At 69.9% G+C, this 24,868-nt stretch carries 19 protein-coding genes; 15 read left to right on the top strand and 4 right to left on the bottom strand.

Features of this window, described 5'->3' with window-relative positions:
* The first annotated feature begins 242 nt into the window (after positions 1–242).
* From PH191_RS21285 to asnB, 3 genes are all read left to right on the top strand, one after another.
* On the top strand, positions 243–1,625 hold the full coding sequence (locus tag PH191_RS21285; RefSeq protein ID WP_274196630.1) for a diacylglycerol/lipid kinase family protein: 1,383 nt from the start codon (positions 243–245) through the stop codon (positions 1,623–1,625).
* 176 nt (positions 1,626–1,801) lie between these two features.
* Entirely contained in the window at positions 1,802–2,329 is a 528-nt protein-coding gene (locus tag PH191_RS21280) for a hypothetical protein (protein ID WP_274196629.1), read from the top strand.
* Positions 2,330–2,514: 185 nt separating this feature from the next.
* Positions 2,515–4,056, top strand: a complete 1,542-nt coding sequence (gene asnB, locus PH191_RS21275; RefSeq protein WP_274196628.1) for an asparagine synthase (glutamine-hydrolyzing) — start codon at positions 2,515–2,517, stop codon at positions 4,054–4,056.
* Positions 4,057–4,273: 217 nt separating this feature from the next.
* Here the strand turns inward: asnB and PH191_RS21270 are convergent, their stop codons facing one another.
* Positions 4,274–5,566 carry a cation:proton antiporter domain-containing protein gene (locus PH191_RS21270; RefSeq protein WP_274196627.1) on the bottom strand — a complete coding sequence of 431 codons (1,293 nt, stop codon included), beginning with the start codon at positions 5,564–5,566 and terminating at the stop codon, positions 4,274–4,276.
* 304 nt (positions 5,567–5,870) lie between these two features.
* On the opposite strand from PH191_RS21270, the gene PH191_RS21265 reads away from it, so the two are divergent.
* From PH191_RS21265 to PH191_RS21255, 3 genes are all read left to right on the top strand, one after another.
* Positions 5,871–6,149 (top strand): hypothetical protein, encoded by a 279-nt coding sequence (locus PH191_RS21265; protein ID WP_274196626.1) that lies wholly within the window; start codon positions 5,871–5,873, stop codon positions 6,147–6,149.
* A gap of 35 nt (positions 6,150–6,184) precedes the next feature.
* Positions 6,185–6,577: a SpoIIAA family protein gene (locus PH191_RS21260; RefSeq protein WP_274196625.1), complete on the top strand. Its 393-nt coding sequence runs from the start codon at positions 6,185–6,187 to the stop codon at positions 6,575–6,577.
* Between the two features lie 111 nt (positions 6,578–6,688).
* Positions 6,689–9,481 (top strand): cation-translocating P-type ATPase, encoded by a 2,793-nt coding sequence (locus PH191_RS21255; protein WP_274196624.1) that lies wholly within the window; start codon positions 6,689–6,691, stop codon positions 9,479–9,481.
* 263 nt (positions 9,482–9,744) lie between these two features.
* Here the strand turns inward: PH191_RS21255 and PH191_RS21250 are convergent, their stop codons facing one another.
* The gene (locus PH191_RS21250) at positions 9,745–10,797 is read right to left on the bottom strand and encodes an AI-2E family transporter (protein ID WP_274196623.1); all 1,053 of its coding nucleotides are present in this window, start codon (positions 10,795–10,797) and stop codon (positions 9,745–9,747) included.
* Positions 10,798–11,229: 432 nt separating this feature from the next.
* Between PH191_RS21250 and PH191_RS21245 the strand changes: the two genes are divergently transcribed.
* From PH191_RS21245 to PH191_RS21215, 7 genes are all read left to right on the top strand, one after another.
* Positions 11,230–11,778: a hypothetical protein gene (locus tag PH191_RS21245; protein ID WP_274196622.1), complete on the top strand. Its 549-nt coding sequence runs from the start codon at positions 11,230–11,232 to the stop codon at positions 11,776–11,778.
* Positions 11,779–11,812: 34 nt separating this feature from the next.
* Complete coding sequence (locus tag PH191_RS21240; protein WP_274196621.1) at positions 11,813–12,934, top strand: DUF4331 family protein; 1,122 nt, start codon at positions 11,813–11,815, stop codon at positions 12,932–12,934.
* A gap of 23 nt (positions 12,935–12,957) precedes the next feature.
* The gene (locus tag PH191_RS21235; protein ID WP_274196620.1) at positions 12,958–14,295 is read left to right on the top strand and encodes a Dyp-type peroxidase; all 1,338 of its coding nucleotides are present in this window, start codon (positions 12,958–12,960) and stop codon (positions 14,293–14,295) included.
* Positions 14,296–14,342: 47 nt separating this feature from the next.
* Positions 14,343–15,203 carry an enoyl-CoA hydratase/isomerase family protein gene (locus tag PH191_RS21230; RefSeq protein ID WP_274196619.1) on the top strand — a complete coding sequence of 287 codons (861 nt, stop codon included), beginning with the start codon at positions 14,343–14,345 and terminating at the stop codon, positions 15,201–15,203.
* Positions 15,204–15,248: 45 nt separating this feature from the next.
* Positions 15,249–16,328, top strand: a complete 1,080-nt coding sequence (locus PH191_RS21225; RefSeq protein WP_274196618.1) for a sulfite oxidase — start codon at positions 15,249–15,251, stop codon at positions 16,326–16,328.
* Between the two features lie 442 nt (positions 16,329–16,770).
* Positions 16,771–17,547, top strand: a complete 777-nt coding sequence (locus tag PH191_RS21220) for a glycosyltransferase family 2 protein (RefSeq protein WP_274196617.1) — start codon at positions 16,771–16,773, stop codon at positions 17,545–17,547.
* A 1-nt stretch (position 17,548) separates the two neighbouring features.
* Positions 17,549–18,070, top strand: a complete 522-nt coding sequence (locus tag PH191_RS21215; protein ID WP_274196616.1) for a DUF2304 domain-containing protein — start codon at positions 17,549–17,551, stop codon at positions 18,068–18,070.
* Between the two features lies 1 nt (position 18,071).
* Here the strand turns inward: PH191_RS21215 and PH191_RS21210 are convergent, their stop codons facing one another.
* Complete coding sequence (locus tag PH191_RS21210) at positions 18,072–19,199, bottom strand: glycosyltransferase (protein WP_274196615.1); 1,128 nt, start codon at positions 19,197–19,199, stop codon at positions 18,072–18,074.
* A gap of 144 nt (positions 19,200–19,343) precedes the next feature.
* Here PH191_RS21210 and PH191_RS21205 point away from each other — a divergent pair, with 144 nt between their 5' ends.
* Positions 19,344–20,636 carry a lipopolysaccharide biosynthesis protein gene (locus PH191_RS21205; protein ID WP_274196614.1) on the top strand — a complete coding sequence of 431 codons (1,293 nt, stop codon included), beginning with the start codon at positions 19,344–19,346 and terminating at the stop codon, positions 20,634–20,636.
* 321 nt (positions 20,637–20,957) lie between these two features.
* The gene (locus PH191_RS21200; protein ID WP_274196613.1) at positions 20,958–22,985 is read left to right on the top strand and encodes a DUF6541 family protein; all 2,028 of its coding nucleotides are present in this window, start codon (positions 20,958–20,960) and stop codon (positions 22,983–22,985) included.
* A gap of 57 nt (positions 22,986–23,042) precedes the next feature.
* Here PH191_RS21200 and PH191_RS21195 read toward each other — a convergent pair whose 3' ends face one another.
* Positions 23,043–23,780, bottom strand: a complete 738-nt coding sequence (locus PH191_RS21195; RefSeq protein ID WP_274196612.1) for a class I SAM-dependent methyltransferase — start codon at positions 23,778–23,780, stop codon at positions 23,043–23,045.
* Positions 23,781–24,868: the final 1,088 nt, after the last annotated feature.

Below are 24,868 nucleotides of genomic sequence, written 5' to 3'. Positions count from 1 at the left end.
CGGATGCACGGACGCTGCCATTGGTGTGATCAGGGTCCTGCCGCTCCTGGATCGGCGCGTCACCTGCGGCGGATGAGGTCCCGGGCCGGCGACCGGGCCCGGCACCGACGAGGCGGATGTCCGCCTCACCTCCTGCGGGCGAGCCCACGCCGTTCGGTTCTCGCGATCCTGACCGGGACCGGGAGGTCACGAGGCTCCCGGTTCACGTGCCGAGGCCGGACGACGCGAGAGGACGACCGCGGATGGGCGGTACGGGGGAGCCCCAGACCGCGGGATCGGATGAGGTCCCCCTGCGGACGCGGTGTGCCGCCGGGGCGTCGTTGGCGGCCGCGCTGGGGGCCGCGGCGATCGCGGTGGCCGGTCTCGTCCGTGAACCGGTGAGGCTCCCGCTCGTCCTGGCGGCGGTCGTCCTCGCGACCCTGGCCGGGTGGGACGCGGTGGTCCATCGCGGGGTCCGGCGGTACGTCGCCGGCGCGATCGCCGCCGTTGCACTGATCAGCGGGGTACTCCTGTTCGACCTCCACGCCCTGTGGCGGGTCCTCGGAGTGATCGTGCTGGTGGTGGCTTCGCTGGCCGCAGCCCGAGTGGCGCTGCACGACGTCGAGCAGGCGCCCTCCTTCGCGACCGGGCCGGTCGGACCGGCCGCGCGCGGGGTGCTGCTGATGAACCCCCGCTCCGGGGGCGGTCGGGTCGTCCGGTTCGACCTCGAGAACGAAGCCCACGCCCGAGGCATCACCCCGATCATGCTGCAACCGGGCGACGACCTGCGAGCGCTGGCCGAGCGAGCTGTCGCCCAGGGGGCCGACGTGCTCGGTATGGCCGGCGGCGACGGCTCGCAGGCCCTGATCGCCGAGGTGGCCCAGAGGCACGGGGTGGCGATGGTCTGTGTTCCCGCCGGGACCCGGAACCACTTCGCGCTGGACCTCGGGCTCGACCGCGATGACGTGGTCGGCGCCCTCGACGCCTTCGGCGACGCTGCCGAAGGGCGTGTCGACCTCGCCTGCGTGAACGATCGGGTCTTCGTCAACAACGCCTCGCTGGGGATCTACGCGACGGTCGTCCAGGCTGACTCGTACCGGAACGCGAAGATCCGCACAGCGGCGCAGATGCTGCCGGATCTGCTCGGACCGGACGCCCGCGGCCTCGGCCTGCGTCTCGACCCCGAGGAGCCGGACCGGGAGATCGACACCGATCTGCTCCTGGTCTCGAACAACGTCTACCGCGTCGAACGGTTCAGCGGCTTCGGCACGAGGGCGCGCCTCGACGAGGGGGTGCTCGGGGTCGTCACGCTCACCCTCGACAGCACCGCCGACGTGTCCGCCCTGCTCGCGGCCGAGGCGCGCGGCGACCTCAGCCGTCACCGAGGATTCCGGCAATGGAGCACGGAGGAGCTCGTGGTCGACTCCGGGGACGAGCTCATCGCGGTGGGGGTGGACGGGGAGGCGCTGCGGCTCGCACCGCCCTTGCGTTTCCGGTCGATGGCCGGCGCCCTCCGCGTCCGGGTTCCGCGGGAGTCCCGCGGAGCAGCGGCCAGAGCACCACTTCCGAGACCCGGCGCGGCGTCCGTCGAGCTGTTCCGTCGAGCGGCCGGGTATCCGTCCGACAGGACGCGCGGCGTCGCGTAGCGGCAGGCTGTCGGCGCTCCACGACTCCTGCGCCTCATACATCGCGGGTGAGGTCGGGCGGCCCCGTCCGACGCAGGCTGATCGAGGTCACGCCCACCGCGACGTCCACGGCCACTCGGCAGGCCTTCACCTGACGGACCGGGCACGCGAGCGGGACGAAGGTGGGAGGAGCACCGATGGCAGTCGCCCCGGACGGATCGGGCACCGCGACGGGGGGCCACGGCGATCTCGGCCCCCACGCCCGGGCCAAGCTCCGCGCGACCCTGACCGGGTCGATCTTCGCCATGTCGGTCCTGGCCTACCTCGGCGACCACGAGACGACCCTGTCGAAGGCGGTCCTGACCGTCGTCGGGACCGGACTCGTGATCTTCTTCGGTGAGGCTTACGCGGGCCTCTTCTCGATGGCCCTGGCCTCGGTCCGTGCGCTGCCGGCCGCCGAGGTCCGCCACGAGCTGAGCGCCTGCTCGATGGCCGCCGCGCCCGGTGTCCTCGCCGGCGGCTTCCTCCTGATCGCCGACGTACTCGGACTCGCCGTGCCGACCGCCATCGACGTCGCCCTGTGGTTGGGAGTCCTGACGTTGGTGGCCTGCAGCGTGGTCGAAGCCCGGGGATCACACCGATCGCCCCTGTTCCGTGTGGGCTCGGTGGCGGTGTCGGTCGTGCTCGGCGTCGGGATCATCGTGCTCAAGGCCCAGCTCCACTGACGCCGGATGATCGGCACCCCGGGGCGTGTGACCGAACCCCCAGTCACCACGTCACGATTCGTGGGACCATTGAATCTCAGCTCATCGGATAGCTGATCGATCGCGAGGCTCGATGGACGGCGTGTCCCGACCGCGATCAGAAATCCCGATCAAGGATGTGAACCCGCCCCGTGTGCGGAATTGTCGTGGCGTACGGAACCATCGACCCGGAGAAGTGCGAGCGGATGCTCGCTCGAATCCACCACCGAGGGCCTGACGACACCGGCCGGATCCAGTTGGAGAACGCGTGGCTGGGCCACCAGCGTCTGTCGATCATGGATGTGGCGGGCGGGAAGCAGCCGATCGCCGATGACACGGACTCGGCCTACGTGGTCGGCAACGGCGAGATCTACAACCACGAGGACATCCGGGACGTGCTCTCGGAGGTCCGGTTCGCCACCGACTCCGATACCGAGTCGGCGTTCCGGCTGGTGCTGCGCGACGGTTCGGCGGCGCTGCACGAGGTGCGGGGGATGTTCGCGTTGGCGATGGCCCACACCGACGGGCGCGGCGCGGTGGCGCGCGACCCGATCGGGATCAAGCCGCTGTACTGGGCGCGGCTGGGCGGGACCACGATCTTCGCCAGTGAGCTGCGCGCGTTCGACCCCGAGGACCAGCCCTACGTGGAGGCGTTCCCGCCCGGACACGTGTGGACCCCGGGCATCGCCGGGCACGACGTCGCCGAGGGCGCGATGGTCCGCTTCGCCGACGCGGTGCCGGTCGAGGTCCGCCCGGCCCGGCTGGCCCCGGACAAGCAGTGGACCGAGCAGGACCTCGGCCACATCCGCGACGTGCTCTCGGACTCGATCCGCCGCCACATGATGAGCGACGTCCCGGTCGGGGTGTTCCTCTCCGGCGGGCTCGATTCGGCGATCGTCGCGGCGATCGCGGCCAAGGTCGCGGCCGAGAAGGGCGAGCGGCTGCCGACCTTCGCGGTCGGCACCGAGGGCTCGGCGGATCTGCTGGCCGCCCGCGCGGTCGCCGAGTACCTGGGCACCGAGCACCACGAGATCGTCCCGACCCCCGAGGACCTCGAGGAGGCCCTCGACGAGGCGGTCACGGTCATCGAGCACTTCGACCCGGCGCTGGTGCGCTCGGCGGTGCCGAACCTGCTGCTGGCCCGCGAAGCGGTCAAGCACGTCAAGGTGGTGCTCACCGGCGAGGGCGCCGACGAGCTGTTCGCCGGTTACGAGTACGTGCACAGCGAGGAGTTCTCGACCCCGGACACCCTGCAGGCCGAGCTGGTGCGCTCCATCGAGAGCCTGCACGAGCTCAACCTGCAGCGCTGTGACCGGGCGACGATGAACTACGGGCTCGAGGCGCGGGTGCCGTTCCTCGACGCCACGGTGATGCGCGAGATGCTCGCGCTGCCCGCGGAGTGGAAACTGAAGATCCACGAGCGGACCGAGAAGCAGCTGCTGCGCGAGGCGTTCGACGGGATGGTGCCCTACGACATCATCTGGCGCGGCAAGGAGCAGTTCGGCGACGGCTCCGGCGCCGGTGATGTGCTGGCCAAGCTCGTGGAGAAGGAGAAGGCCAAGGAGGACGCGCAGGACGCGGCGGCACCGACGGTCGAGCACGGCTGGGAGCTGCGCAGCGACGAGGAGATCGCCTACTACCGCACCTGGCACCGCTCGTTCTCCGGCGTCCGCCCCAACGCCACCCTCGGAGCCTTCGCCACGGCATAAAGCATCCGGCTGGTGACTCTCGGCCCCACCCGGCCCTGAGTCGGGCGTCCCGGCCTCCTCGGTCGCCCCGGGGCGTCGGCCGGCAGCAGGTCGACCCCGCCGCGAGACGCTTCGGTTGTCGTAGCATCCTGCGGGTCACCCTCGAGCCCACCCCGCCCGATCCTCGGGGCCCTCGGTGCGGTTGTCGATCGCGAGGTGAGTCACGGGCGGGCGAGGCTCACCGATCGGCAGTCCCGGAGCCGTCGTCGGACGGCGGCTCCGGGCTTCGCCGGCCGGGTAACCCGCGAACGGGTACATCGGGCGCGTCGGGCACACCGGGCTCGGCCTCGCGGGCAACGGACGCGCTGTACCGAGCGGCGAGGGGAGCGGCGCTGGCGCCGTGCGCGACGACGCTCAGCAGCACGGTCACCGCGATGGCGGCCACGGCATGGTCGGCGCCCGGACCGAGTTCCTCCAGCGCGAGCAGGGCGAACACGAGCGAGGCGAGACCGCGCGGGCCGAACCAGCCCACGAACAGCACCGTGGCCCGGTCGACCCCGGCACCGATCATGACGAGCGCGACCGGGAGCATGCGGACCACGGTCAGGCTCAGCACGGCGTAGAGCACCACGGCCAGGTCGATGCTCTCGAGCATGATCGGTACGGCCACGGCCCCGAACGCCAGCCACACGAGCAGGGAGACCAGGCCACTCGCCTGCTCCAGGAAGCCGACCTCCGCGGGCCCTCGCGGACCCGCCGCGGCCGCGAACGCCAGCCCGCCGCAGAACGCGGCGACGAAGCCGTTCCCGTGCACGAGGAGTGCGCCGGAGTAGGCGCCGAGAGCGAGGGCGAGGACCGCGATGCCGACGAACCCCTCGGCGGCCCACCCCTCGCGACGCGCCCACCGCAGCAGGCCACCTCCCCCGGCGCCCACCGCGACCCCGACGACCACCCCGATCGCCAGCTCGAGCAGCGCCTGTCCCGGGCCGACGTCGCCCAGTCCCTCGACCGAGGCCGCCCCGGCGATCGCCAGCACGACGACGGGCGTGGCGATCCCGTCGTTGAGACCGCTCTCCACGGTGATCAGCCGACGGATGCGGGACGGGACCGCCCTGTTCGTCACCACCGGGACGCCCAGCGCCGCATCGGTGGGTGCGAGTGCCGCGGCGACGAGGAGTGCGAGCCAGAGGTCGAGGCCCGGGAGGAGCCAGACCGCCAGGGCCCACCCCAGCAGGATCGTGAGGGGGAGACCGAAGCCGAGCAGCCGGACGAATCGGCCGAGGTCGTGACGGAGCTCGGAGACACGGATGCGGGCCGCGTCGGAGAAGAGGACCCACACGAGGGTCACCTCGACCAGCGGCTTGAGACTCTCCGGCGCCGAGGGCGTATCGATCGTCCCCAGCGCGGCGAGAGCCACGCCGACCGCCACGAAGACGATCGGCGCGGTGAGGTCCGCCCGTTCGAGCCGGGCCGAGACGATCCCCCACACGAAGATCGCCGCGGCGATCACGGTCACCGCCGAGACGTCCATACCGGCCTCCTGCGTTCGTTGTCCGTGCTGGTCAGGCCGGACGTCCGGGTTCAGGGTCCCTCCCGCCGTGTGCCCGCCACCACCACGGTCCGTGAAGCAGAGAAGGTGCGGCGCCCGATCGCGGCGATGTGTTCCCACGCCTTCGCGACCACCGTGGTCGGCCCCACCGGCACGCCGAGCACGCCCGGGCCCGGATCGACCCGTTCACGTGAGGCGCTCCGAGATCACCCATTGCGGATGAGGCCGGTCCGGTGCGGTCGGCGCAGGGTGTGCGCATCGAGACCCGAGCACGTGGGAGCGACCGATGACGCCCGACGACGATCCACCCGTCTCGCTGGCCTCGACTGACGAACGGGATGAGCCTGCCGGCTGGGAGTGGCATGTCGAAATCCCCTACGTCGGCCCGGTGGGCTGGCCGCTGACCGGCAGTCTCAGCTACCTGATCACGGTCAGCGCCCTCGCCGCGTTCGACGTCGTCCCCTGGGCCGTCGCGGGCGTGCTCGGGCTGGGCCACATCATGGCCCGCAACCGCGACAACCGAGTGGTCAGTGAGATCGGCACCGGTCTCAAGGTGGTCGGCTGATCTCCATACGGCCACGGTGTGCCGACGATCGCAGGGTGAGGAGAGCGATGCTCAAGCCGATAGCGGACATGCCCCCGGGAGCGATCGGTTTCGAGGCGGTGGGCAAGTTCGACGACGACGACTTCGAGGAAGCCGTCGAGCCCGTCCTCCGCCGGGAGATCGCCGCCGGGAGAACGATCCGTTTGCTCTACGTCCTCGGTTCCGAGCTGCTCGAGTACGAGGGTGACGCGCTGGCCGAGGAGCTGAAGTTCGCGGCGCGCCACGCGTCGTCCTACGAGCGCGTCGCGGTCGTCAGCGATCAGGACTGGCTCAGGCCGGCGCTCCGCGTGTTCTCCGCCCTCGTGCCGGGACAGCTACGCGCGTTCCCGCTCGCCGAGCTTCCGCAGGCCAAGGCGTGGGTGGCGGGCGGACGAGAGCACGAAGCGTGACCTTCGCCGGCGCGTCACCGACGTCGGGTGGGCCCACGTCCGCGGCCTCGCGGCGTCTCTGGGACCCGGCCCGGCAGCTCTGACCGGCACAGCAGCGACGGGAGGAGCTCGATGGTCCGCACGACGCAGGCCGTCCCGGCGAGCGGATCCGCAGCAGCGGTGCCGCTCGAGCGTTGGTTCGCTCGGGACCCCGACCGCGTGATCGATGCCATGGGCAGCGACGTCGAGCACGGCTTGACCCAGGCCGACGCGGCGGCTCGTCTGTCCCGGTACGGACCGAACCAGATCGCTGCCGAGAAGCCGCCGTCGGTGTGGGCGGTTTCGCTGCAGCAGCTCCGCGACCCGATGAACCTCATGCTGGTCGCGGTGGTCGCGGTGAGCGTTCTCATCGGGGAGCTCTCGACCGCGACCATCGTGGGCTCGCTGGTGGTCGTCAATATCGTGCTCGGAGCCCGGCAGGAGCTGAAGGCCAGGGCCAGCGTCGACGCACTCTCGACGTTGCAGGTGCCCCGGGCGAGGGCGCTCCGCGACGGCGAGGTCGTCCAGGTCCCGGCGTCCGAGCTCGTCCCCGGCGACATCGTCGCGCTCGAGGCCGGCGACATCGTCCCGGTCGACGGGCGGATCGTCCGGTCGTCGTCCCTGGAGGTCCAGGAGGCCGCGCTCACCGGGGAGAGCGCGCCCGTGGCCAAGGCCGCCGGCACCCTTCCCGACGAGGACATTGCAGTCGGCGACAGGGCGAATGTGCTGTTCCAGAACACCTCGGTGACCAGGGGTACTGCGACGGTGGTCGCGACCGAGACCGGGATGCAGACCCAGATGGGGCAGATCGCCTCCATGTTGACCTCGGTGACCCGGACCCGATCACCGATGCAGATCGAGCTCGGGTCGCTGACCAAGGTCCTCGGTCTCGTCGCGTGGACCGCCGTGGCGCTGATCGTGGTCGTCGGCGCGCTCCGCGGGATGGCCCTGGACCAGCTGTTGCTGCTGGGTACCGCGATGGCGATCTCTGCGATCCCCACCGGGATGCCGGCGTTCGTCTCGGCCTTGCTGTCGTCCGGTGCGAAGCAGCTCGCCCAGGCGAAGGCGATCGTCAAGAACCTCACCGACGTGGAGACCCTGGGCTCGACCAGCGCCGTCAACACCGACAAGACCGGCACCCTGACGATGAACGAGATGATGGTCTCGACCCTTTACGCCGGGGGCACCTGGTTCGCGGTCGACGGCGAGGGCTACCGCAAGTCCGGAGCGATCAGGGGTGTCGCCGGTGCGGACACGCCCGACTTCACACGGCTGGCGCTGGGTCTGGCCCTGGACACCGACGCCACGGTCGGCGACGACGGCGACGTCATCGGCGACCCGACCGAGGCGGCGCTGGTCGTGCTCGCCGCCAAGCTCGGCGTCGATGCCGAGGAGACCCGTCGGAGCTACCCGCGCATCGCCGAGGTGCCCTTCGACTCCGAGTACAAGTTCATGGCCACCTTCCATCACTTCACCGCCGACGGGATCGACCACGTCATCGAATTGGTCAAGGGCGCCCCGGACGTCGTGCTGGCACGGTGCAGCCACGCCGGCGGTCCGCTGAGCGGTTCGCAGGTGTCCATCGACGAGGTCCGGGCGGACATCGAGGCCGCCAACGAACGGATGGGGAGCAGCGGCCTGCGGGTGCTCGCGTTCGCCGCCCGGCTCGTCGCGGACAGCGAGCTCGCGTCGATGAGGACCGACCCGATGATCCTGACCCGGGACCTGGCCTTCGTGGGGCTCGCGGGGATCATCGACCCACTGCGCGCCGAGGCCAGGAGCGCGGTGCGCATCGCTCTGAGGGCCGGCATCGACGTCCGGATGATCACCGGTGATCACGCTGTCACCGCCGAGGCCATCGGCGAGCAGCTCGGACTCGGACCAGGTGCGATCAGCGGTCGCGAGCTGCAGGCGTTGTCCGACGAGGAGCTGACCCGACGGCTACCGCGACTGCATGTCTTCGGTCGGGTCGCACCGGAGGACAAGCTGCGTCTGGCCCGCACGATGCAGCACCAGGGACTGATCGTCGCGATGACCGGTGACGCGGTGAACGACGCCGCCGCGCTCAAGCAGGCCGACATCGGGGTCGCGATGGGCAGCGGCAGCGAGGTCTCGAAGCAGGCCGCCCGCATGATCCTCACCGACGACAACTTCGGCACCCTCGTCCACGCGGTCGAGATCGGCCGACGCGTGTACGACAAGGTCGTGGCCTACGTGCGCTACCAGATGACCCAACTCCTCGCCCTGGTGTTGCTGTTCGTCACCGCGACCGCGTTCAACATCAATCAAGGGGTGGCGCTCACCCCGTCGATGGTGCTCTACCTGTTGTTCTTCGTCACCGTGGCCGGGGTGGTGGTCATCGCCGTGGATCCCGGCGACCCGGACGTCATGCACCGCCCACCTCGGGACCCGAACGTGCCGATCACCAACCGCACCGCGGTCGGGTTCTGGGTTCTGTACGCCGTGGTTCTCTTCCTTGCCGTGCTGACGCCCCTCGTCGCGGGCCCCGACCAGCCCAGCCCGGAGCGGCCCAGCGCGTCCCTGACCATGACCTTCGTGGTGATGGGGCTAGGCACCGTCTTCAACGCCCTGACCAACCGCCGCGACCTGGCGAGCGGGCTCACGCCGCCGCTGCTCCAGGCGGTCGCCATCTCGGTCGCTCCGGTCGTGCTCCTCGTGCTGGCCACCGAGACCGCCTTCCTGCAACGCAGCCTCCTGACCCGGGAACTGACCGGCACCCAATGGCTGACCTGCATCGGCCTCGCACTGGTGCTCCCCGTCGTGGTCGAAGCCGGCAAGTGGATCCGTCGACGCCGAGCACCGCAACCGCCACCTGACGACGCGCGGAAGGCGGTCGCCCCCGCCCGGGCCCTCGCGGTCCGGTGACATTCGAGAACTCCGGTTCTCCGTCCTCGAGGGCCTGCTGGCGCTGTTCGCTCCGACGACGTGTCGATCCCGTGAACGGCGCCGTGATCGCGATCGACGTCGTGGTGTGGGGTCGGGTGCACCTCGTCGTCGGGCTGTGCATGGTCGTCCGACTGGCGTGGCTGCCCGCGCAGCCGGTGTGGTCGGATCCTCATGGTCGGCCTGGCCGTGCTCGTGCTCCGGGCGCCTCACCCTCACCTGGAGTGATCAGTACACGGGCACCGTCACGAGGTCCGGTCGGGACGTCCGATGAGCTGACGCGCCAGGACGATCTTGCCGGCGGCGGTGACGGGGAGGGCGACGAGGGCACCGAGCAGACCGCCGAGCGAGGCACCGACCAGGACTGCGATGAATGCCGCGAGCGGGGACAGGTCGATGGTGCGCGAGAAGACGCGCGGGGCGACCACATAGTTCTCGACCGCCTGATAGGCGCAGAAGAACGCGAGCGTCGCGACCGCGAGTCCCCAGCTCTGCGAGAGGGCGACTGCTGTACCGATGAGCGAGGCGAGGAAGGCGCCGACCTGGGGCAGCGCGTCGAACAGGGCGACGACCACGGCGAGCAGCGCCGGATAAGGCACCCCGCCGACGAGGAAGAAGACGAACGACACCGCCCCGGCGATGAGCGAGACGAGGATCTGACCGGAGATGTAGCCGCCGACCCGGCCGAGCGCCTGGTCGAGGGTCTGGACGCGATCCGAACGGGCCAGCAGGCGAGCCAGGCTCGCTCGGATGCGGGGCATCGCGAGCCCGAAGTAGACCATCAGGACCAGCGTGGTGAGCGCCGCCGCGGCACCGCCCAGCAGCAGACCCAGGGCGCTGAACATGGCCGTCAGTGTCGAGACCAGGACCTGGCCGAGCTGCTCACTCACCTGGGAGACCTGGGCGTGGGTCACGGGGTCGGCCAGCGCTGCACCGGCGCTCGTCGCCGGTCCACCGAACCTCTCGGAGAGCCGGTCCAGCACCTGGGGAGCCTCCTGGACGAGCGTCCCGAGCTGGCGGAGGCCGGGCACGATCAGCACCGCCGTCAGCACGGCCCCGACCACGACCAGACCCAGCGCTGTGAGTGCCACCCCGAACCCGCGCCGCACCCCGTGACGGATCAGCCAGCCGACCCCCGGCTCGAAACCCACGGCCAGGAAGAAGCCGGTGAAGGCGAGCAGCAGCGCCTGCCGTGCGCGGTAGGCCAGGAGGGCCAGGACGACGACCGCGACGACGACCAGAGCGCCGACGAGGACGATGGCGGCCACCCGGCCCAGCGACGGCCCATCGGTCCTCACCGGGGGCCCGTCGGTGGCAGAGCGGTCCGGTGGCGCGGGTCTGTCCGGCCGTTCCGCGTCCTCGGGGGCGCGGCGCTGCTTGTCGATCACGTCGTCTCCCGGAGAAGCGGTCCTTCAGCCTCGGAGAGCGCGGCTCCGCCGTCGTCATCCGATGCGGGTGACGCCGGCCACGACGGGGCCCTGCCCCGTTCGTCCTCGCACCTGCGGCGTGAATGCCACGCAGGACCCATCGTCGCACCTGCTCAGAGATCGAGTTCTCGCGAATGCGGGGATTCGATGCGACCCGACTCATCCTTCCGGGGTGATGGGCGGCGATCGGGCGACTCCTAGTGTCCGCAGAGGCTGGAGGGCGTTCCGGCGAGCAGGGCCCCGATTCACTCGGGAGCCGTACGGGGCCCGGAGCGGGCACCTGACCCAGCCGTGGGGGTACCGATGACGACATCCAGCACTGCTTCGTCGCACCCGGGCATCAGCGTCGGCCCGACGAGCGAGTTCAGCCTGTTCTTCCGCGTGAAGCCGGGTCAGGGGCCGTCGCTGCGTAGCGCGCTCGAGGAACTGCAGAACACCGAGGGGTACCGGCCCGGCGACTACGGGATGGCGATCCAGACGATTCACGAGGCGCGCTTCGTGCTCTTCGACGAGGACACCCGGCTCGCCTTCATCACCAGCTTCGACGGGCCGTGGGACGCCTACATGGAGGACTTCTTCACGTCGGGGCCGACGTTGGCGCTGTTCGACGTCATCTTCCGCCACGTGGAGGGCTACGACGGACTCCCGGACCTCGCGGCCGTGAAGGCGTTCGTCCTGAGCGCGGAGCAGGCGGCCGCGGCCTACGCCCGCAACTACGGCGGCACCGTCAAGGAGATCCGGAAAGCGGAGCGGGTGAACGCGGCGTTCCAGCAGGTGCTCGACCATCCCGCGGCCGCCGAGCTCCTCGAGCACCCGGCCATGCAGCCGCTGCTCGACGAGGCCGGCGACTAGCGCGGTCGACCGGGAGGACGAGGAGCGGCGCGCGATGTCGGACCACATCTCAGGGCCCCGGGCCCTCGCGGACCCGATCGCGGACATCACCGACGTGTACGCCTTCCCGAGCCCGGAGCAGGCGGACCGTCTCGTGCTCGTCGCCAACACGCTGCCGATGGCCAAACCGTCCGACCTGTTCTCGGACGGGCTCTTGTACCGCTTCAGGCTGCGGCCACTGACCCGGGCGACACCAGATGGTCCCGGCTGGCAATTCGTGCTCTCCGCTGAGGAATACGTCCTCGACTGTGTCTTCTCCGCCCCGAACTCCGGTGCCGTCCAAGACGGCGTCTGCACGTTCACGGGCGGAGGGTCGGTCTCGTTCCGCGTGAACGAGCCGGACGGTGGTGCAGCCGACGGCGTGCGGGTCTTCGCCGGCATCCGCTGGGATCCGTTCATCATGGACGCGCGGGCCGCCTTGACGACGCTTGCGACCCACGAGCTGGCGTTCACCGATTCCGGATCGATCTTCCTGGACGGAAAGAACGTCCTCAGCCTCGTCATCGAGATGGACACGCGGCTGCTGGGCGGCGCAGACCTGGTGGGCGTCGTCGCGGAGACGCTGACCCGCGGGACGCACAACGTGCGGATCGAACGGGTGGGCAGACCCGAGGTGAAGAACATGATGCTCGCCTCGAAGGAGTTCGACCCGCTCAATCGCGACCTGGAGATCCGCGATCTGTACAACATGGAGGACGCCTTCCACCTCGGTGACACCTACCGCGCCGCGTACCGCGCGCGGCTGAACGCCAACCTGGCCTTCTGGGACGGGCTGGACGGCGCGGTGGACTGGCCCGCGAACGAGCACGGCGACCACCCCTTGACGGATCTGGTCCTCGCCGACTTCCTCGTCGTCGACGTCACCAAGCCCTTTCTCGAGCACGGCTCGTTCCTCGAGATCGAGCTCGCAGCCCGAGGCGGTCACCCACACCGGACGTGCGGCGGGCGGACCTTGAACGACGACGTGATGGACACGATCTTCACCCAGCTCGTCAACGGCGGCCACGGCCCCGCGATCCGGGACGGCGTCGACGCCGCCACCCGCCCGGCCGGCGGCACGTTCCCCTACCTGGCGCCCCCCAACCCGCACCCGCCCGACCCACCTGAGCACCACTAAGTGACGGAAGGCGCCGCGACACCATGACCGATGTGGCCAGCCCTCACCTCGAACTCGACGACATCCAGGCCGGAGCGCTGTTCGAACGCCCTTCGCCGTACGTCGGCACGTACCTGTTGCTGCACATCACCGACTCGGCGGACGGTCGCGAGCTCGTGCGCAGGCTGCATCGGATCGTGAGCGACTCGCAGACATCCGACCGGACGGGCACCACACTCACGGTGGCGTTCAGCTACCACGGCCTCCGGGCCCTGGGGGTGCCGCAGGAATCACTGGACAGCTTCGCTCCCGAGTTCCGCGAAGGGATGGCCGCGCGCGCCGCCGTGCTGGGAGACGTGGGGGAGAGCAGCCCCGAACACTGGGAGCGGCCGCTCGGCAGCGCCGAGGTGCACGTGGCGGTCGCGGTGCTCTCCCGTGACCCCGCCGGGCTCGAGGAAGCGGCCGAGAAGGCGCGACAGGCGCACGCCGAGCTGCCGGGGCTGCAGGTGGTCTGGCGTCAGGACTGTTACCAGCTCCCGACAGGTCGGACCTCGTTCGGCTTCAAGGACGGCATCGGCCAGCCCGCGGTCGAGGGAAGTGGCAGGCCGTCGACCAGGCCTCAGGAGCAACCTCTCAAGGCGGGCGAGATCCTCCTGGGCTACCCCGACGAGACGGGTGAGTTGCCGCCGATGCCGACGCCGCAGGTCCTGGGTCGCAACGGCACCTACGTCGTCTTCCGGAAGCTGCACACCAAGGTGGCGGCCTACCGGCGCTATCTGCGGGAACGTGCGCGGACCCACGACGAGGAGGAGCTGCTCGGAGCGAAGATGGTCGGCCGCTGGCAGAGCGGGGCCCCGCTCGCCCTCACGCCGGATCGCGACGACCCCGGGCTCGGTGGCGATGCCCGGCGCAACAACGACTTCGGCTTCGCCGACGACCCCCGTGGCTTCAAGTGCCCGGTGGGGGCACACGCCCGACGCGCCAACCCGCGCGATGCCCTGGATCACGACGGCAGCGTGGACGTCCGGCTGCACCGCATGATCCGGCGCGGCACGAGCTACGGACCGATGCTGCCTCGGGGTGTCCTCGAGGACGACGGCGCCGACCGCGGGATCCTCTTCGTCTTCGCCGGCGCGCACCTCAAGCGCCAGTTCGAGTTCGTCAAGACGCAGTGGCTCAACGACGGCATCTTCATCGGGGCTCCGGCCGAGAAGGACCCGCTCGTCGGGCCGAACGACGGCACCACCGGATTCACCGTCCCTCGGCGCCCGATCCGACGCAAGCTGCATGACCTGCCGCCCTTCGTGGTGACGCGGGGCGGCGAGTACTTCTTCGCGCCCGGCCTGAACGCCATGCGCTGGCTGGCGGAGCTGACCCCATGACCGGACAGAGGAACGGGCCGGTGCCGACCGGAGAGGACCTTCTCGCGATGAGCTCTTCCCGCACGGATCGATGGGACGCCCTCGACTTCGGGCCGCCCGCGCCGGACGTCGTCGAGACCGAAGCTCCGGTACTCCTGGACTACGTCGCCGACGGCCGGGTCGCCGTGATCACGCTCAACCGACCCCACGCCGACAACGCGATCACCACCGGGATGGGCGCCCTGCTGACCGAGACCGTCGAGACCATCGCGGTGCAGACCGCCATCCGGGTCGTGGTCCTGACCGGAGCCGGTGATCGGGCCTTCTCCGTGGGCAGCGACCTGCGGCAGCGGAAGTCGATGACCAAGGAGGACTGGCTGCGACAGCGCCAGGCCTTCGACCGCACGCTCTACACCGTGCGTCAGCTGCGCAAGCCGATCTTCGCCGCCGTCAACGGCATCGCCTACGGCGGTGGCTGCGAGCTGGCCCAGAGCACCGACTTCATCATCGCGTCCGAGACGGCGACGTTCGGTCAGCCCGAGGCCATGCTCGGCCTCGCTGCCGGTGGCGGCTCGCCCGCCCTGCTGCCCCGTCTGCTGCCGCGCGGCAAGGCACTGCAGATGCTCATGACCGGTGACCCGGTCACAGCCCAGGAGGCCCACCGCCTCGGGATGGTCAACGAGCTCCATGCGCCCGACGACCTGATGTCCGCCGCCCGCCGTATCGCGGACACGATCGCGAGCAACTCACCCACGGCCGTGCAGTCGGTGAAGCGCGCCGTCCACCTCGGCGAGGGGCAGCCGATCGAACAGGCGATCGCGATCATGATGGACGCCCACTGGCGCTCGGCCGTCCACCCCGACCGCGTCGAGGGGATCGGCGCCTTCAACGACGGCCGTGACCCGACCTTCGACGACGCCGACTTCTGAGACGAGGCGCGCCCGCGTCCACGACCCACCGAGAGGAACCAGATCATGACTGTCGCAGACGATCTGGAGTCGGCGCGCGCCGCTCTGGAAATGATCAATCCCGCCCCGTACAACGCCGAGGCACCGCCTGAAGCCCTGGTCGGGGACATCACCCCCACCGAGCTCCACTACGTCCGCAGCAACTTCCCGTTGCCCACGCACAACGGCACGCTGGAGATCGGTGGCGCCGTCGACCGTCCGACGGCCCTCACCCTCGACGATCTACGCGCGCTCCCCGTCCACCACGAGGCCGTCACCCTGGAGTGTGCGGGCAACGGGCGCCTGGACATGAGGCCGCTCCCCACCGGGGAACCGTGGGGCGACTACGCCGTGTCGACGGCACGGTGGACCGGCGCGCGGCTCAGCGACGTTCTCGCGCTGGCCCGGCCGACGGCCGAGGGGGTCGACGTCCGGTTCGAAGGTGCCGACCGCGGCCCGTACCACCTGCAGGCCATCCTCCCGGACACGGACCAGGACGACCTCACGTTCGTGCGGGCGTTGCCTCTCGCCGAGGCCGCCGACCCGGCGGCGGCGATCCTCGTCGCGTACGAGATGAACGGCGAACCGCTGAGGCCCGATCACGGCGCGCCGTTCCGGCTCGTCGTTCCGCATTGGTACGCCGTTGCCTCGGTGAAGTGGCTCAAGCGGATCGACGTTCTCACCGAGCCCTTCACCGGGGAGTTCCAGACCGGCCACTACATCTATCAGTGGCCCGACCGCCCGCACGAGGCCGTGAGCCTGATGCGCGTGCGCGCCCGCATCACCGACCCGTTCCCCGGAGCCACCCTCCCGCTCGGGCCGTACACGGTTCGCGGGAAGGCCTGGTCGGGAAACGGGCCCGTCACGCAGGTCGAGGTCAGCCTGACCGGAGAAGGTGAATGGCACCCGGCGCAGCTGGAACCGCCGAAGGGTCCCTTCCAGTGGCAGGACTGGTCGTTCTCCTGGGTGGACGGCCAGGTCGGACGCCACACCCTGCGCGCACGGGCAACCGATGCCGCCGGCAACGTCCAGCCCGATGTCCCACCCTGGAACCGGCTGGGCTACGGGAACAACGCCATCGAAGTCCTCTACGTCGATCGACACTGATCCCGATGGGTGCCCGCGAGGCACCGAAGCAAGATCGTCAAGCACTGCCGGTGGATGTCGCGGTGGTGCCGGGGTCACCCCGCCCTGCGGACGTGCGGCGCAGGGTCGAGGGCCTGGACGGCCGGCTGCCAGGCGTCCCCGCTGGCGGCACCGGGGCGACGAAGCTCCGCCTCGAATCGATCCGCATTCGCGGACGGGCACCGGCGCCCGGGGCGGCGAGTCACGGCGATCTCAACCGACCCCGGGTGGATCAAGATCGACGAAGTCTTCGGGGAGACATTGGTCGACCGCGTGATTCCTCCGGGGTGTCGCAGACTCGTCGGGGAGATCCGCCGCACTAGCCTTGAATCGTGGCGTTGGGCACGGTGGTAATCAACAGTAGTTGCGCTAAATGGCGGATTGTGGCCATCGAGGTCGCCCGCCCCGGCGGACGCGGCCGATCATGACGCTCGCGGCGCCCGCGCAGGGGGCCTATCGGGAATCGCGCGCGGCTTCGTTGCTCGTCGTCCTGCCTGCTCTCAACGAGGCCGAGTCGGTCGCTCGAGTGGTGGCGGAGGTCCTGTCGCGCCAGCCCTTGGCGGACCTCCTCGTCGTGGACGACGGCTCGACCGACCGCACCGCAGAGGTGGCCCGTGCCGCCGGTGCCCGGGTCATGTCCCTGCCGTTCAACCTCGGGGTCGGCGGTGCGATGCGAGCCGCGTACCGATTCGCCTATGACGAGGGCTACGAATGTGTCGTCCAGGTCGACGCGGACGGCCAGCACGACCCAGCAGACATCGCACGCCTGCACTGCGCTCTCGATGAGGCTGACATCGTCGTCGGGGCTCGATTCGCGGGCTTGGGCGACTACGCCGTCCGCGGTCCTCGGCGCTGGGCGATGTGCTTGCTTGCCGCGACCCTGTCCCGCCTGGTCGGAACTCCGCTCACCGATCCGACCTCCGGATTCCGGATGGTGAACAGGCGTGCGCTGTCGTTGTACGCGTTCGACTTCCCGGAGGAGTACCTCGGGGACACCGTCGAGGCACTTGTCCTGGCGAGCCGGGCGAACCTGCGGATCACGCAGGTCCCGGTCGCGATGCGTGAGCGGACCGCAGGGACGCCGAGCCAGAACGCTTTTCGCTCGTCGGCCTACCTCCTGCGGGTCGTGACGGCGGTCGTGCTCGCGATCGCTCGACGCGCACCGATCATGCGCCCCGGCTCGACCGTCGAGGTCGCCTGAGATGGCTCGCGTCACGATCGTCACGATCGTCGTGGCGGTCGCCGCGATCCTGCTGGTCTTCGAGCTCTTGCGCGGACGAAGGCTGCGCCAGAAGTACGCGTTCCTGTGGGTGGTCGTCGCGGGGGTGGCCGCGGTGATCTCCATCTTTCCCGCGTTGCTCCAGCGCGCCTCGGCGCTCCTGGGCATCGCGGTGCCGAGCAATCTTCTCTTCCTCGTTTCCCTGTTGATCCTCTTCGGGGTCTCCCTGCAGCTCTCGATCGAGGTCGGGGTGCTGGAGGAGCAGGCACGGCGGCTGGCTGAGGAGGTCGGTGCCATGCGGCTGCGCCTCGAGGATGTCGAGTGGCGCGCCCGGGCGGAGCCCCAGATGCAGATGGGTGCCGGGACAGCGAGCTCGTCGGAGGCAGATCTCGACGAGACCGGGGTGGGTCGGGGTCGGGAGGTCGGGCTCCCGCAGCCCGTGGTCGACCAACAGTTGCTGCTCAGGCGACAGCCTCGAGGCCAGGCCGCCGCGGGAGGGGCCTGATCTAACGCGCCGGTTTGTGCCTCGCCCTGCTGCCGTGTCGCAAGGCAACGCTCGTCAGAACGTCCTCCATGAGAGAGCCAGCTCGGCCCCAGCTCAGCGAGTGGACCGAGGCACGTGCCGCACGGGAGGATTCGAGCTCCCAGGTCGCGGAGAGGAGAGCGCAGAGTTCGGCCGCGAATCCTGCTCCGTCCGTCGCGTACCGGATGTTCACCAGGACGGACGGAGGCAGCCCGCGTGTGCCGACTCCGGTCGTCACCAACGGGCGTCCGGCCGCGAGCGGCTCGAGAACCTTGTTGTTGACCCCTGCGCCCCTGGTGACCGGCGCTGCCACGACCCGAGCTCCGCGGTAGACGTCCGCGAGCCGGTCGACGAAGCCGGCGAACGACATGTGTGAGCGTGAACGTTCGAGCGCTGCGCCATCGGCATGGATGGTCCACGGGTCTCCGGCGCCGAACAGGGTGATCCGCTCCAGGACGATATCGGGGACGTGCGGTGCCACTTCCTCCACGAACCAGCGGAGTGAGTCCCGGTTGGGGGCGTACGTCCAGTCGGCCAGCCATGCAACGTATCCGTCGTTCGGGGGCGGAGACAGCTCCAGTTCGAACAGGGACGCTGCGATCCCATTCGGAACGACATGGGTGCGGGGGCCACGACGCACACGTGCCGCATCCGATGACACATCCTCATCGGAGATGTAGGTGACGGCGGCCACGAGTGGGTAGAGCAGCTGCATCACGGGCAGCAGCTGTGCGGCGCCGACGAGCGCGGAGAACTTCTCCGCGAACGTGCGGCGCGGGGCGGAGCCGACGAGCCGATAAGGGCTGTCGACGAGATCGAGGATGATCGGGACCCCCGAACGTCGAATCAGCGGGACGGCCGGCAAGCAGAAGACATCACCGAGGAGGACGACGTCGGATTCGGCGAGAGCCTCGCGGAACGCGCGCTGAGCCGCCACACGGACGGCGCGGACGGCCGACCTGGGACCTGGCTTGCTCGGTACGTCGAATCGGGCGACGTGATGCCCGCGCGCTGCGAGCGAAGACAGCAGGTTGTCGCGTCGGAGTCGTCCGCCGGTCATGGCGGTGTGCTCGCCGTAACTGGTCAACGCGAGGATCCGTAGCTCGGTCACATACCCCTCCCCGAGGACGATCGCCGGACAACGTAGCAACGACCGGGTCGCGATCGACTTCGGCGTGTCGAGAAGGGCTGGAGCAAGTGCCCTGCCATGAGCGCCGTAACCTCCCTCCGTGTGGTATCTGTCCGTCTCGGGCGCGTGAGCGATGCTCCGCTTCGCGCTGCGGCGGGAGTGCCGGTCAGCCAGGTCCTCGTCGCCGTTGCGGGATACCTGCTGCTCGCACTGGCGGCACGCACCATGCCTGCTGCGGATTTCGCGGTCATCAGTGCCTTCTACCTGTTGCTGAACACCATCGGCCGAGGAGTTTTCGCGTCCGTCGAGCTCGAGACCAGTCGAGTTCTCGCCGCCGCCGACGCAACCGGCAGGAACGGGCGTCCGGTCCTCGCGACCGCAATGCGTCACGCGGCTGTACTCCTCGTTGTCGCCATCGCGCTGTCGCTCGCGGCGACACCTCTGCTCCCCGGCTTCGACGTCGCGGTTGCGCTCGCAGTCGGCTCGTGCACGATGGCGGTCTCCTACTGCGTCCGTGGTCCGCTCGCGGCGCGGCGCCGGTTTCGTGCCTACAGCCTCACGTTCCTTCTCGAGGCAGCCTTCACCCTGCTCGGCGCGGTGGCGCTAACGCTCGCGGGCGTGAACACGATGGTGGGGTGGGCTGCCGTGCTGGTCCTGTCCCCCGGCGTCGCAGCGGTCCTCGTCGTATTCCGGACGTCACGAGTCGGGCTGTTCGCGCGGATGCGCACCCTGTGGTCCTCGAGAGACCGCGACGCCGCTCACGGAAACGAGCACCAGATCGTCATGACCGCCGTGATCTGGACGTCGCTCTTCTATCTCTCCTCTCAGGGAGTGTGGAACCTGGCCCCGGTCTCGGTGACGTCGGCGTTGGCGATGGTCCCGTCTGAAGCAGCTGGGTTCGTCGCGGTCGCGGTGATTCTCCGAGCGCCGGTGTTCGTCTTCCCCGCGATCCAAGCGGTCCTCCTGCCGTCGGTCTCGGCTGCGGCTCAGCACAATGACCGGGACGGGACGAGGCGGGCTCTGCGCCCCCCGCTGTTTCTGCTGGGCGCGGTCTCGATCCCGTGGCTGCTCGCGGCCACGCTCGTCGTGCCCTGGATGGCCCGAACGGTGTTCGCGGTCAGGGACGTTCCTCCGTGGCCGGCCACGACCGCGCTCGCGGCGTCGACCCTCATCGGGGCCGCTGCCTTCGTCCTGCAGACGCGTGTGTTGGCCTTCCGTCGTCACCGCGATGTTGGTCTCGCCTGGCTTTCCGGCCTGTGCGTGCTCGGACTCGTGTCTGCAGTGCCGGGCGATCCTCGTCTGTGGGGTGCTCTCGCGCAGCTCGCTGCGGCCGTCGTCGTCCTGATGGGGGTGCTCATCGCCGACAGCAGGGTCGGCCAGGAACACGGGCGGACCTGGCGCCCCCACGCCCGGCGGTGAACGGGGCGGCGGACGTGGACGGCCTGCTGTCGGTGGCCGGCGATGGCGCCCTCGACAGCAGCCGGAAGTGACCGAACTCAGCGTCGCAGTGCCGACGGCGCCCCTGGCGACCGCCGTAGGTTCACGACACGCCTGACCAGCAGCAATCACCGTGCGGCGTGGGGCCGGCACTACGTTGGGCGACTGAGACCTCGGACCAGGCCATGAGCATCAGCAACTCACCACCCGTCCGGGTTGTCTCCCGGGGGCTCGAGGCACCACGCAGTCAACAACCGCCGTGAGCACTACCGCTACACCCGTGGTTCGGGGAAGGAGGGCGCCGTGCTCCTCGACGTGGCGGGGTTCGTCGTCGGAGTCTGCGTGGCCCTCATTCCAGGCGCGTGCGCCATGCTGTTGATCGGCGTCCGGGGACCGTGGTGGTACCTGGCTCTCTCGGCGCCATGCTCGGTTGCCGTCGCGTCACTCACGGGCGTGGTCACCGCAGCGGTCGGCGCGTCCTACGGGATCGTCGCGATCGCCATCGCGAGCGTCGTACTCGCAGGAGCCGCGGTGGCGCGCCGGACACTTCAGCGTCGAGGTCGAGTGGTACCGAGCAGAACACCTCGCGCGCCGTCCGTGCGGAGTCTGCCCGCGCTCGCAGGACTGGTCGCGATCGTCGGCGGGCTCGGCGTGAGCGTTCTTACCTGGGTGGGCGGCATGGGTTGGTCGTTACGGACCTATCCGCAGGAACACGACATGATCTACCACCTCGCCGTGTCGTCCTACGTCGCACGCACAGGGATCGGCGCGCCATGGGCGCTGGCGCCGACCGATGTCCTCTCAGGCTCCGGCACGAATTTCTACCCGGCTGGTTTCCACCTCCTCGCGGGTGCCGCTGCACAGGTCACCGGGAATGTTGTGGTCTCGGTCAATGCGCTCGCGATCGTGTTGGTGGGCATCGGGATGCCGCTCGGTGCCGCTTGTCTTGCGGCCGCGCTCGCACGCGCGAACGGCTTCGCGCCCGACACCACCGTGGGAGCGGCCGGCGTCGCCACGGTCCTCATGGCCACCCTCTACCGACCCGGAGTGCAACTTGTGCACGACGGCGGCGTCCTGCCGAACTCGGTGGCCCTCTCGCTCTCCGCGTGCATCCTCGCTGCGCTGGTCTCCTGGCGTCGGGCGTCTCGCGCAGTTCTGATGTCGGCCGGACTCGCCACCGCCGGAGCGGTCATCGTCCACCCGAGTGCCGTGGTGACGCTCGGCGTGACCGCCCTCGTCTATCTCTTCGTCGACGTGCTACGGCGTGGTCGGCGCGACCTTCTTCGCGTCGTTCGTGCCTTCGCGACCGCGGCGGGTCTCGCTGTCCTGATCGCCCTCCCCACCCTGCTCATCGGTTCCGGCGCGGTGGCCACGACGACATCCTTCGACTCGGAGACCCCGATCCGGCCCATCGCGCAGGGGGTCGGTAAGGCCCTGACGTTCGCCTACGGGGGTTACCTCGACCCGGAGAGCACTCGCGCGCAGGTCGACGCCGCGGTTCTGATCATCGGTGGGCTCATCGTGCTCGTGGCGGCTCGGCGATGCCTACCTCTTCTGGCGACCGTCGCCGTGTGGTTCGCGATCGTGATCTCCTACTTCATCGCACCGGGACGAGGTATCTCCGGGGTGATCACGTCCCTGTTCTACAACTCCGAGCCGCGAGTGTGGTCGCATCTGTCCCTGGTCGGGGTTCCGGCGGGAGCATTGGGTATCGCGCTCGCGGCGCGTTGGGCGGCACGTCGGCTCCCGTACGTGGGTCGCCGGGCCGTGCCGTGGGCCACTGCGGGCCTGCTGTTCCTCGTCGTCGCCGCATATCTCGGTGGGCCTGGGGGTGACTACGCGCGCGTCAACGAGAACGCCATCGCCTCCCGGTTCGCGACGCCCGACTTCACACGAGTGAACGGGGACGACGAGGCCGCGGCCGCGTGGCTCGCCGGCCATGTGCAGCACGGGCAGCGCGTCCTGAACTCGGCGAACGACGGGTCGACGATCCTCTACACCGAGTACGGTCTGCCGGTCGTCAATCTGGCGAGCCTCGGGAGCGCCGCGGCGCCGTACACCTACCGGTTACTGGCCGGGTTCCGAACTTATCCGACGGATCCCGTGATGCGACGCGACCTTCTCGATCTGCGTGTCGCTTGGCTGTACGTCGACTCCGAGGCACCCCCCATCGGGGTCGGCGGAGCCCCATCGGGATGGCCTGTGACCGACCGGTTGACGGTGCCCCGCGGCTTCGAGGGCCTCACGGGACTTCCCGGTCTCACCCCGGTGTTCCGCGCCGGGACGGTGACTGTCTACCGCCTCGACCCCGTCGTGCTTGCCAGCCTCTGAGGGCGACCGGCTGACTTCCCCCACGCGGAGCTTCTGACTCCGCCGAGGGCCTCCAGCTCAATGCGTCGTTGTGACGAGTAGGGCGTTCGCGGCCTCGTAAGGAGAGCCGTAACGGTTCTCGAGGGCTTCATCGCGATCAGTCCTCGACCAGTCGTACCGGGAGTCGCGCCGATAGAAGGTGTCGCGTCCGAGTGTGAATCGACCCGCCGCGATGTCTTCGTCGAGGCCCGGATGCCAGTCGATGGGAACGGTTACCAGCATCCGGCCGCCGGGTGCCAGCAATCGTCGGAGATTGCGAAGAGCCTTCGTCGACCCTCGCGGATCTTTCTCCTCCTCGTCACATCGCACATGTTCCAAGGTCGAGATGGAGACGATGGTGTCGTAGCGTGAGTCCGGGTTGAAGGTCAGGACATCCTCGTTCAGAACCCCGGGAAGTCCCCGCTCGTACCGGTCGAGAACGTCGTGTCCGCGCATCCCGTAGTGGCTCAGCACGTTTCCGACCTCAAGTATCCGACCGGGCGCATCAGCGAGAAAGTGTCGAGCGATGGCGATCTCGATAGTGCGCTCGTTACGCCAGGTCTGGCCATAGAACGAATAGTCGTATCGCAGATCGGCGCCATCGTAGGAAAATCGCTCGTCGGCTCGGCGACGCCGAAGGAGTGGCAGGGTGGCGTGCTCCCAGGCTTGCAGTGCGAAAAAGCTGCTGGTCGCCCGAATGCCGTCCTCGCGAAGCATCTTCTTGGTCCGCGCGGCGACTCGCTCCGCCTCGATCTGGACCATGCCCACGTTCACCATCCGACTAGTTTGACACGCCTGGGGCCCGCGCGTGCGAACCCTCCCGTGGCGATCGCGATGGCGCCGAGCACGACGGCCATGGCGTCGTGTTGACCGGCGGGGCGCAGTCGCGTTCCGGGCAGCAGGGGGACCTCGATATTCCGGGTCTCATGGTCCCCGAACCCAGGACCGGGCGATCGAGACGGTGGGAAACAGGCGCTCATCGGAGCCATGCCGCGCTCCCTGTCCTCTCCGCGCGGAGATCACCCGGACCGGCCCTCGGCGAGTGGATGCTGTGCACTTTTCGAGGCGGCGACTCACTTCCGCAGTGCGATGATGACAAGGGTCGGACAATACCCGCAGCGGTGCTGAAACCCGGTACCACGCCGTTCAGTGGCGAGACGTTCGGTGTAATCCCGTTGAGAGAGTGGGGGAACCGTGGCCGCCGGCCTGGCGTGGCGGCCAACGTCACCACGGCCTCGCGCTTTCTCGACATCGTCGACGGACCGGACCCCGGCCACCTCAAGGTCATCTCGAGCTTTATGGTTCGCAGTCGATGGCGGGGCGCGGATGGTCGGGGTCCGTGTGGCGTCTCCGCCCGTGCGGTGAACAGGGAGGCTGGATATGGCGGAGTCGCGAGAGGGCGGAGCGCTCGGGGGGTGGTGCCGATACGCGGCCAGCACCAGGACGTCGGAGGCCGGTTCGCCATGGGCGAACCTCGACGGTGACGCGCCAGGGACGGCGACGGCGACTCTGCCGATGGGGCCGCGCGGTGAGCGCGCGTCCGACGTCGCCCCACGGCCGACGGCCCTCCCCGGCCCGCCGCGCGGCGATGCGCCGACGCCAATCTTCGACGCGGTGGCGTCGGGCTGGGAACACCGGCGGCAGGACGAGCGTGTCGCCGACCGCCCTGGGTTCGAGACACCCGCGGGGAGTGGCCGCCGGGCGGCGGTGTCCGACCCGCGTTCGGCAACGGGTCCGGTGCCGGTCCAGCGACCGCGGGACCCGACCGGCCCGCGCGAGCTCGCCCCGGTGGGTGTGGTGCCGCCACCACCCCCGGCCGACGGGCGGCACGACGACATCGCCCGCCATCGGACCGGCGTCGCGTC

Source organism: Actinomycetospora callitridis (assembly GCF_028737265.1).
Taxonomy (GTDB): Bacteria; Actinomycetota; Actinomycetes; order Mycobacteriales; family Pseudonocardiaceae; genus Actinomycetospora; species Actinomycetospora callitridis.
Note: the sequence above shows the minus strand (reverse complement) of the source record. Positions and strands in the feature narration are given on the sequence as shown.

Excerpts from the sequence above, each read along its gene's own strand:
- PH191_RS21285 (WP_274196630.1), top strand. The coding sequence starts at position 243 with ATGGGCGGTACGGGGGAGCCCCAGACCGCGGGATCGGATGAGGTCCCC.
- PH191_RS21280 (WP_274196629.1), top strand. The coding sequence starts at position 1,802 with ATGGCAGTCGCCCCGGACGGATCGGGCACCGCGACGGGGGGCCACGGC.
- PH191_RS21270 (WP_274196627.1), bottom strand. The coding sequence starts at position 5,566 with ATGGACGTCTCGGCGGTGACCGTGATCGCCGCGGCGATCTTCGTGTGG.
- PH191_RS21265 (WP_274196626.1), top strand. The coding sequence starts at position 5,871 with ATGACGCCCGACGACGATCCACCCGTCTCGCTGGCCTCGACTGACGAA.
- PH191_RS21255 (WP_274196624.1), top strand. The coding sequence starts at position 6,689 with ATGGTCCGCACGACGCAGGCCGTCCCGGCGAGCGGATCCGCAGCAGCG.
- PH191_RS21245 (WP_274196622.1), top strand. The coding sequence starts at position 11,230 with ATGACGACATCCAGCACTGCTTCGTCGCACCCGGGCATCAGCGTCGGC.
- PH191_RS21240 (WP_274196621.1), top strand. The coding sequence starts at position 11,813 with ATGTCGGACCACATCTCAGGGCCCCGGGCCCTCGCGGACCCGATCGCG.
- PH191_RS21235 (WP_274196620.1), top strand. The coding sequence starts at position 12,958 with ATGACCGATGTGGCCAGCCCTCACCTCGAACTCGACGACATCCAGGCC.
- PH191_RS21230 (WP_274196619.1), top strand. The coding sequence starts at position 14,343 with ATGAGCTCTTCCCGCACGGATCGATGGGACGCCCTCGACTTCGGGCCG.
- PH191_RS21225 (WP_274196618.1), top strand. The coding sequence starts at position 15,249 with ATGACTGTCGCAGACGATCTGGAGTCGGCGCGCGCCGCTCTGGAAATG.
- PH191_RS21220 (WP_274196617.1), top strand. The coding sequence starts at position 16,771 with ATGACGCTCGCGGCGCCCGCGCAGGGGGCCTATCGGGAATCGCGCGCG.
- PH191_RS21215 (WP_274196616.1), top strand. The coding sequence starts at position 17,549 with ATGGCTCGCGTCACGATCGTCACGATCGTCGTGGCGGTCGCCGCGATC.
- PH191_RS21195 (WP_274196612.1), bottom strand. The coding sequence starts at position 23,780 with ATGGTGAACGTGGGCATGGTCCAGATCGAGGCGGAGCGAGTCGCCGCG.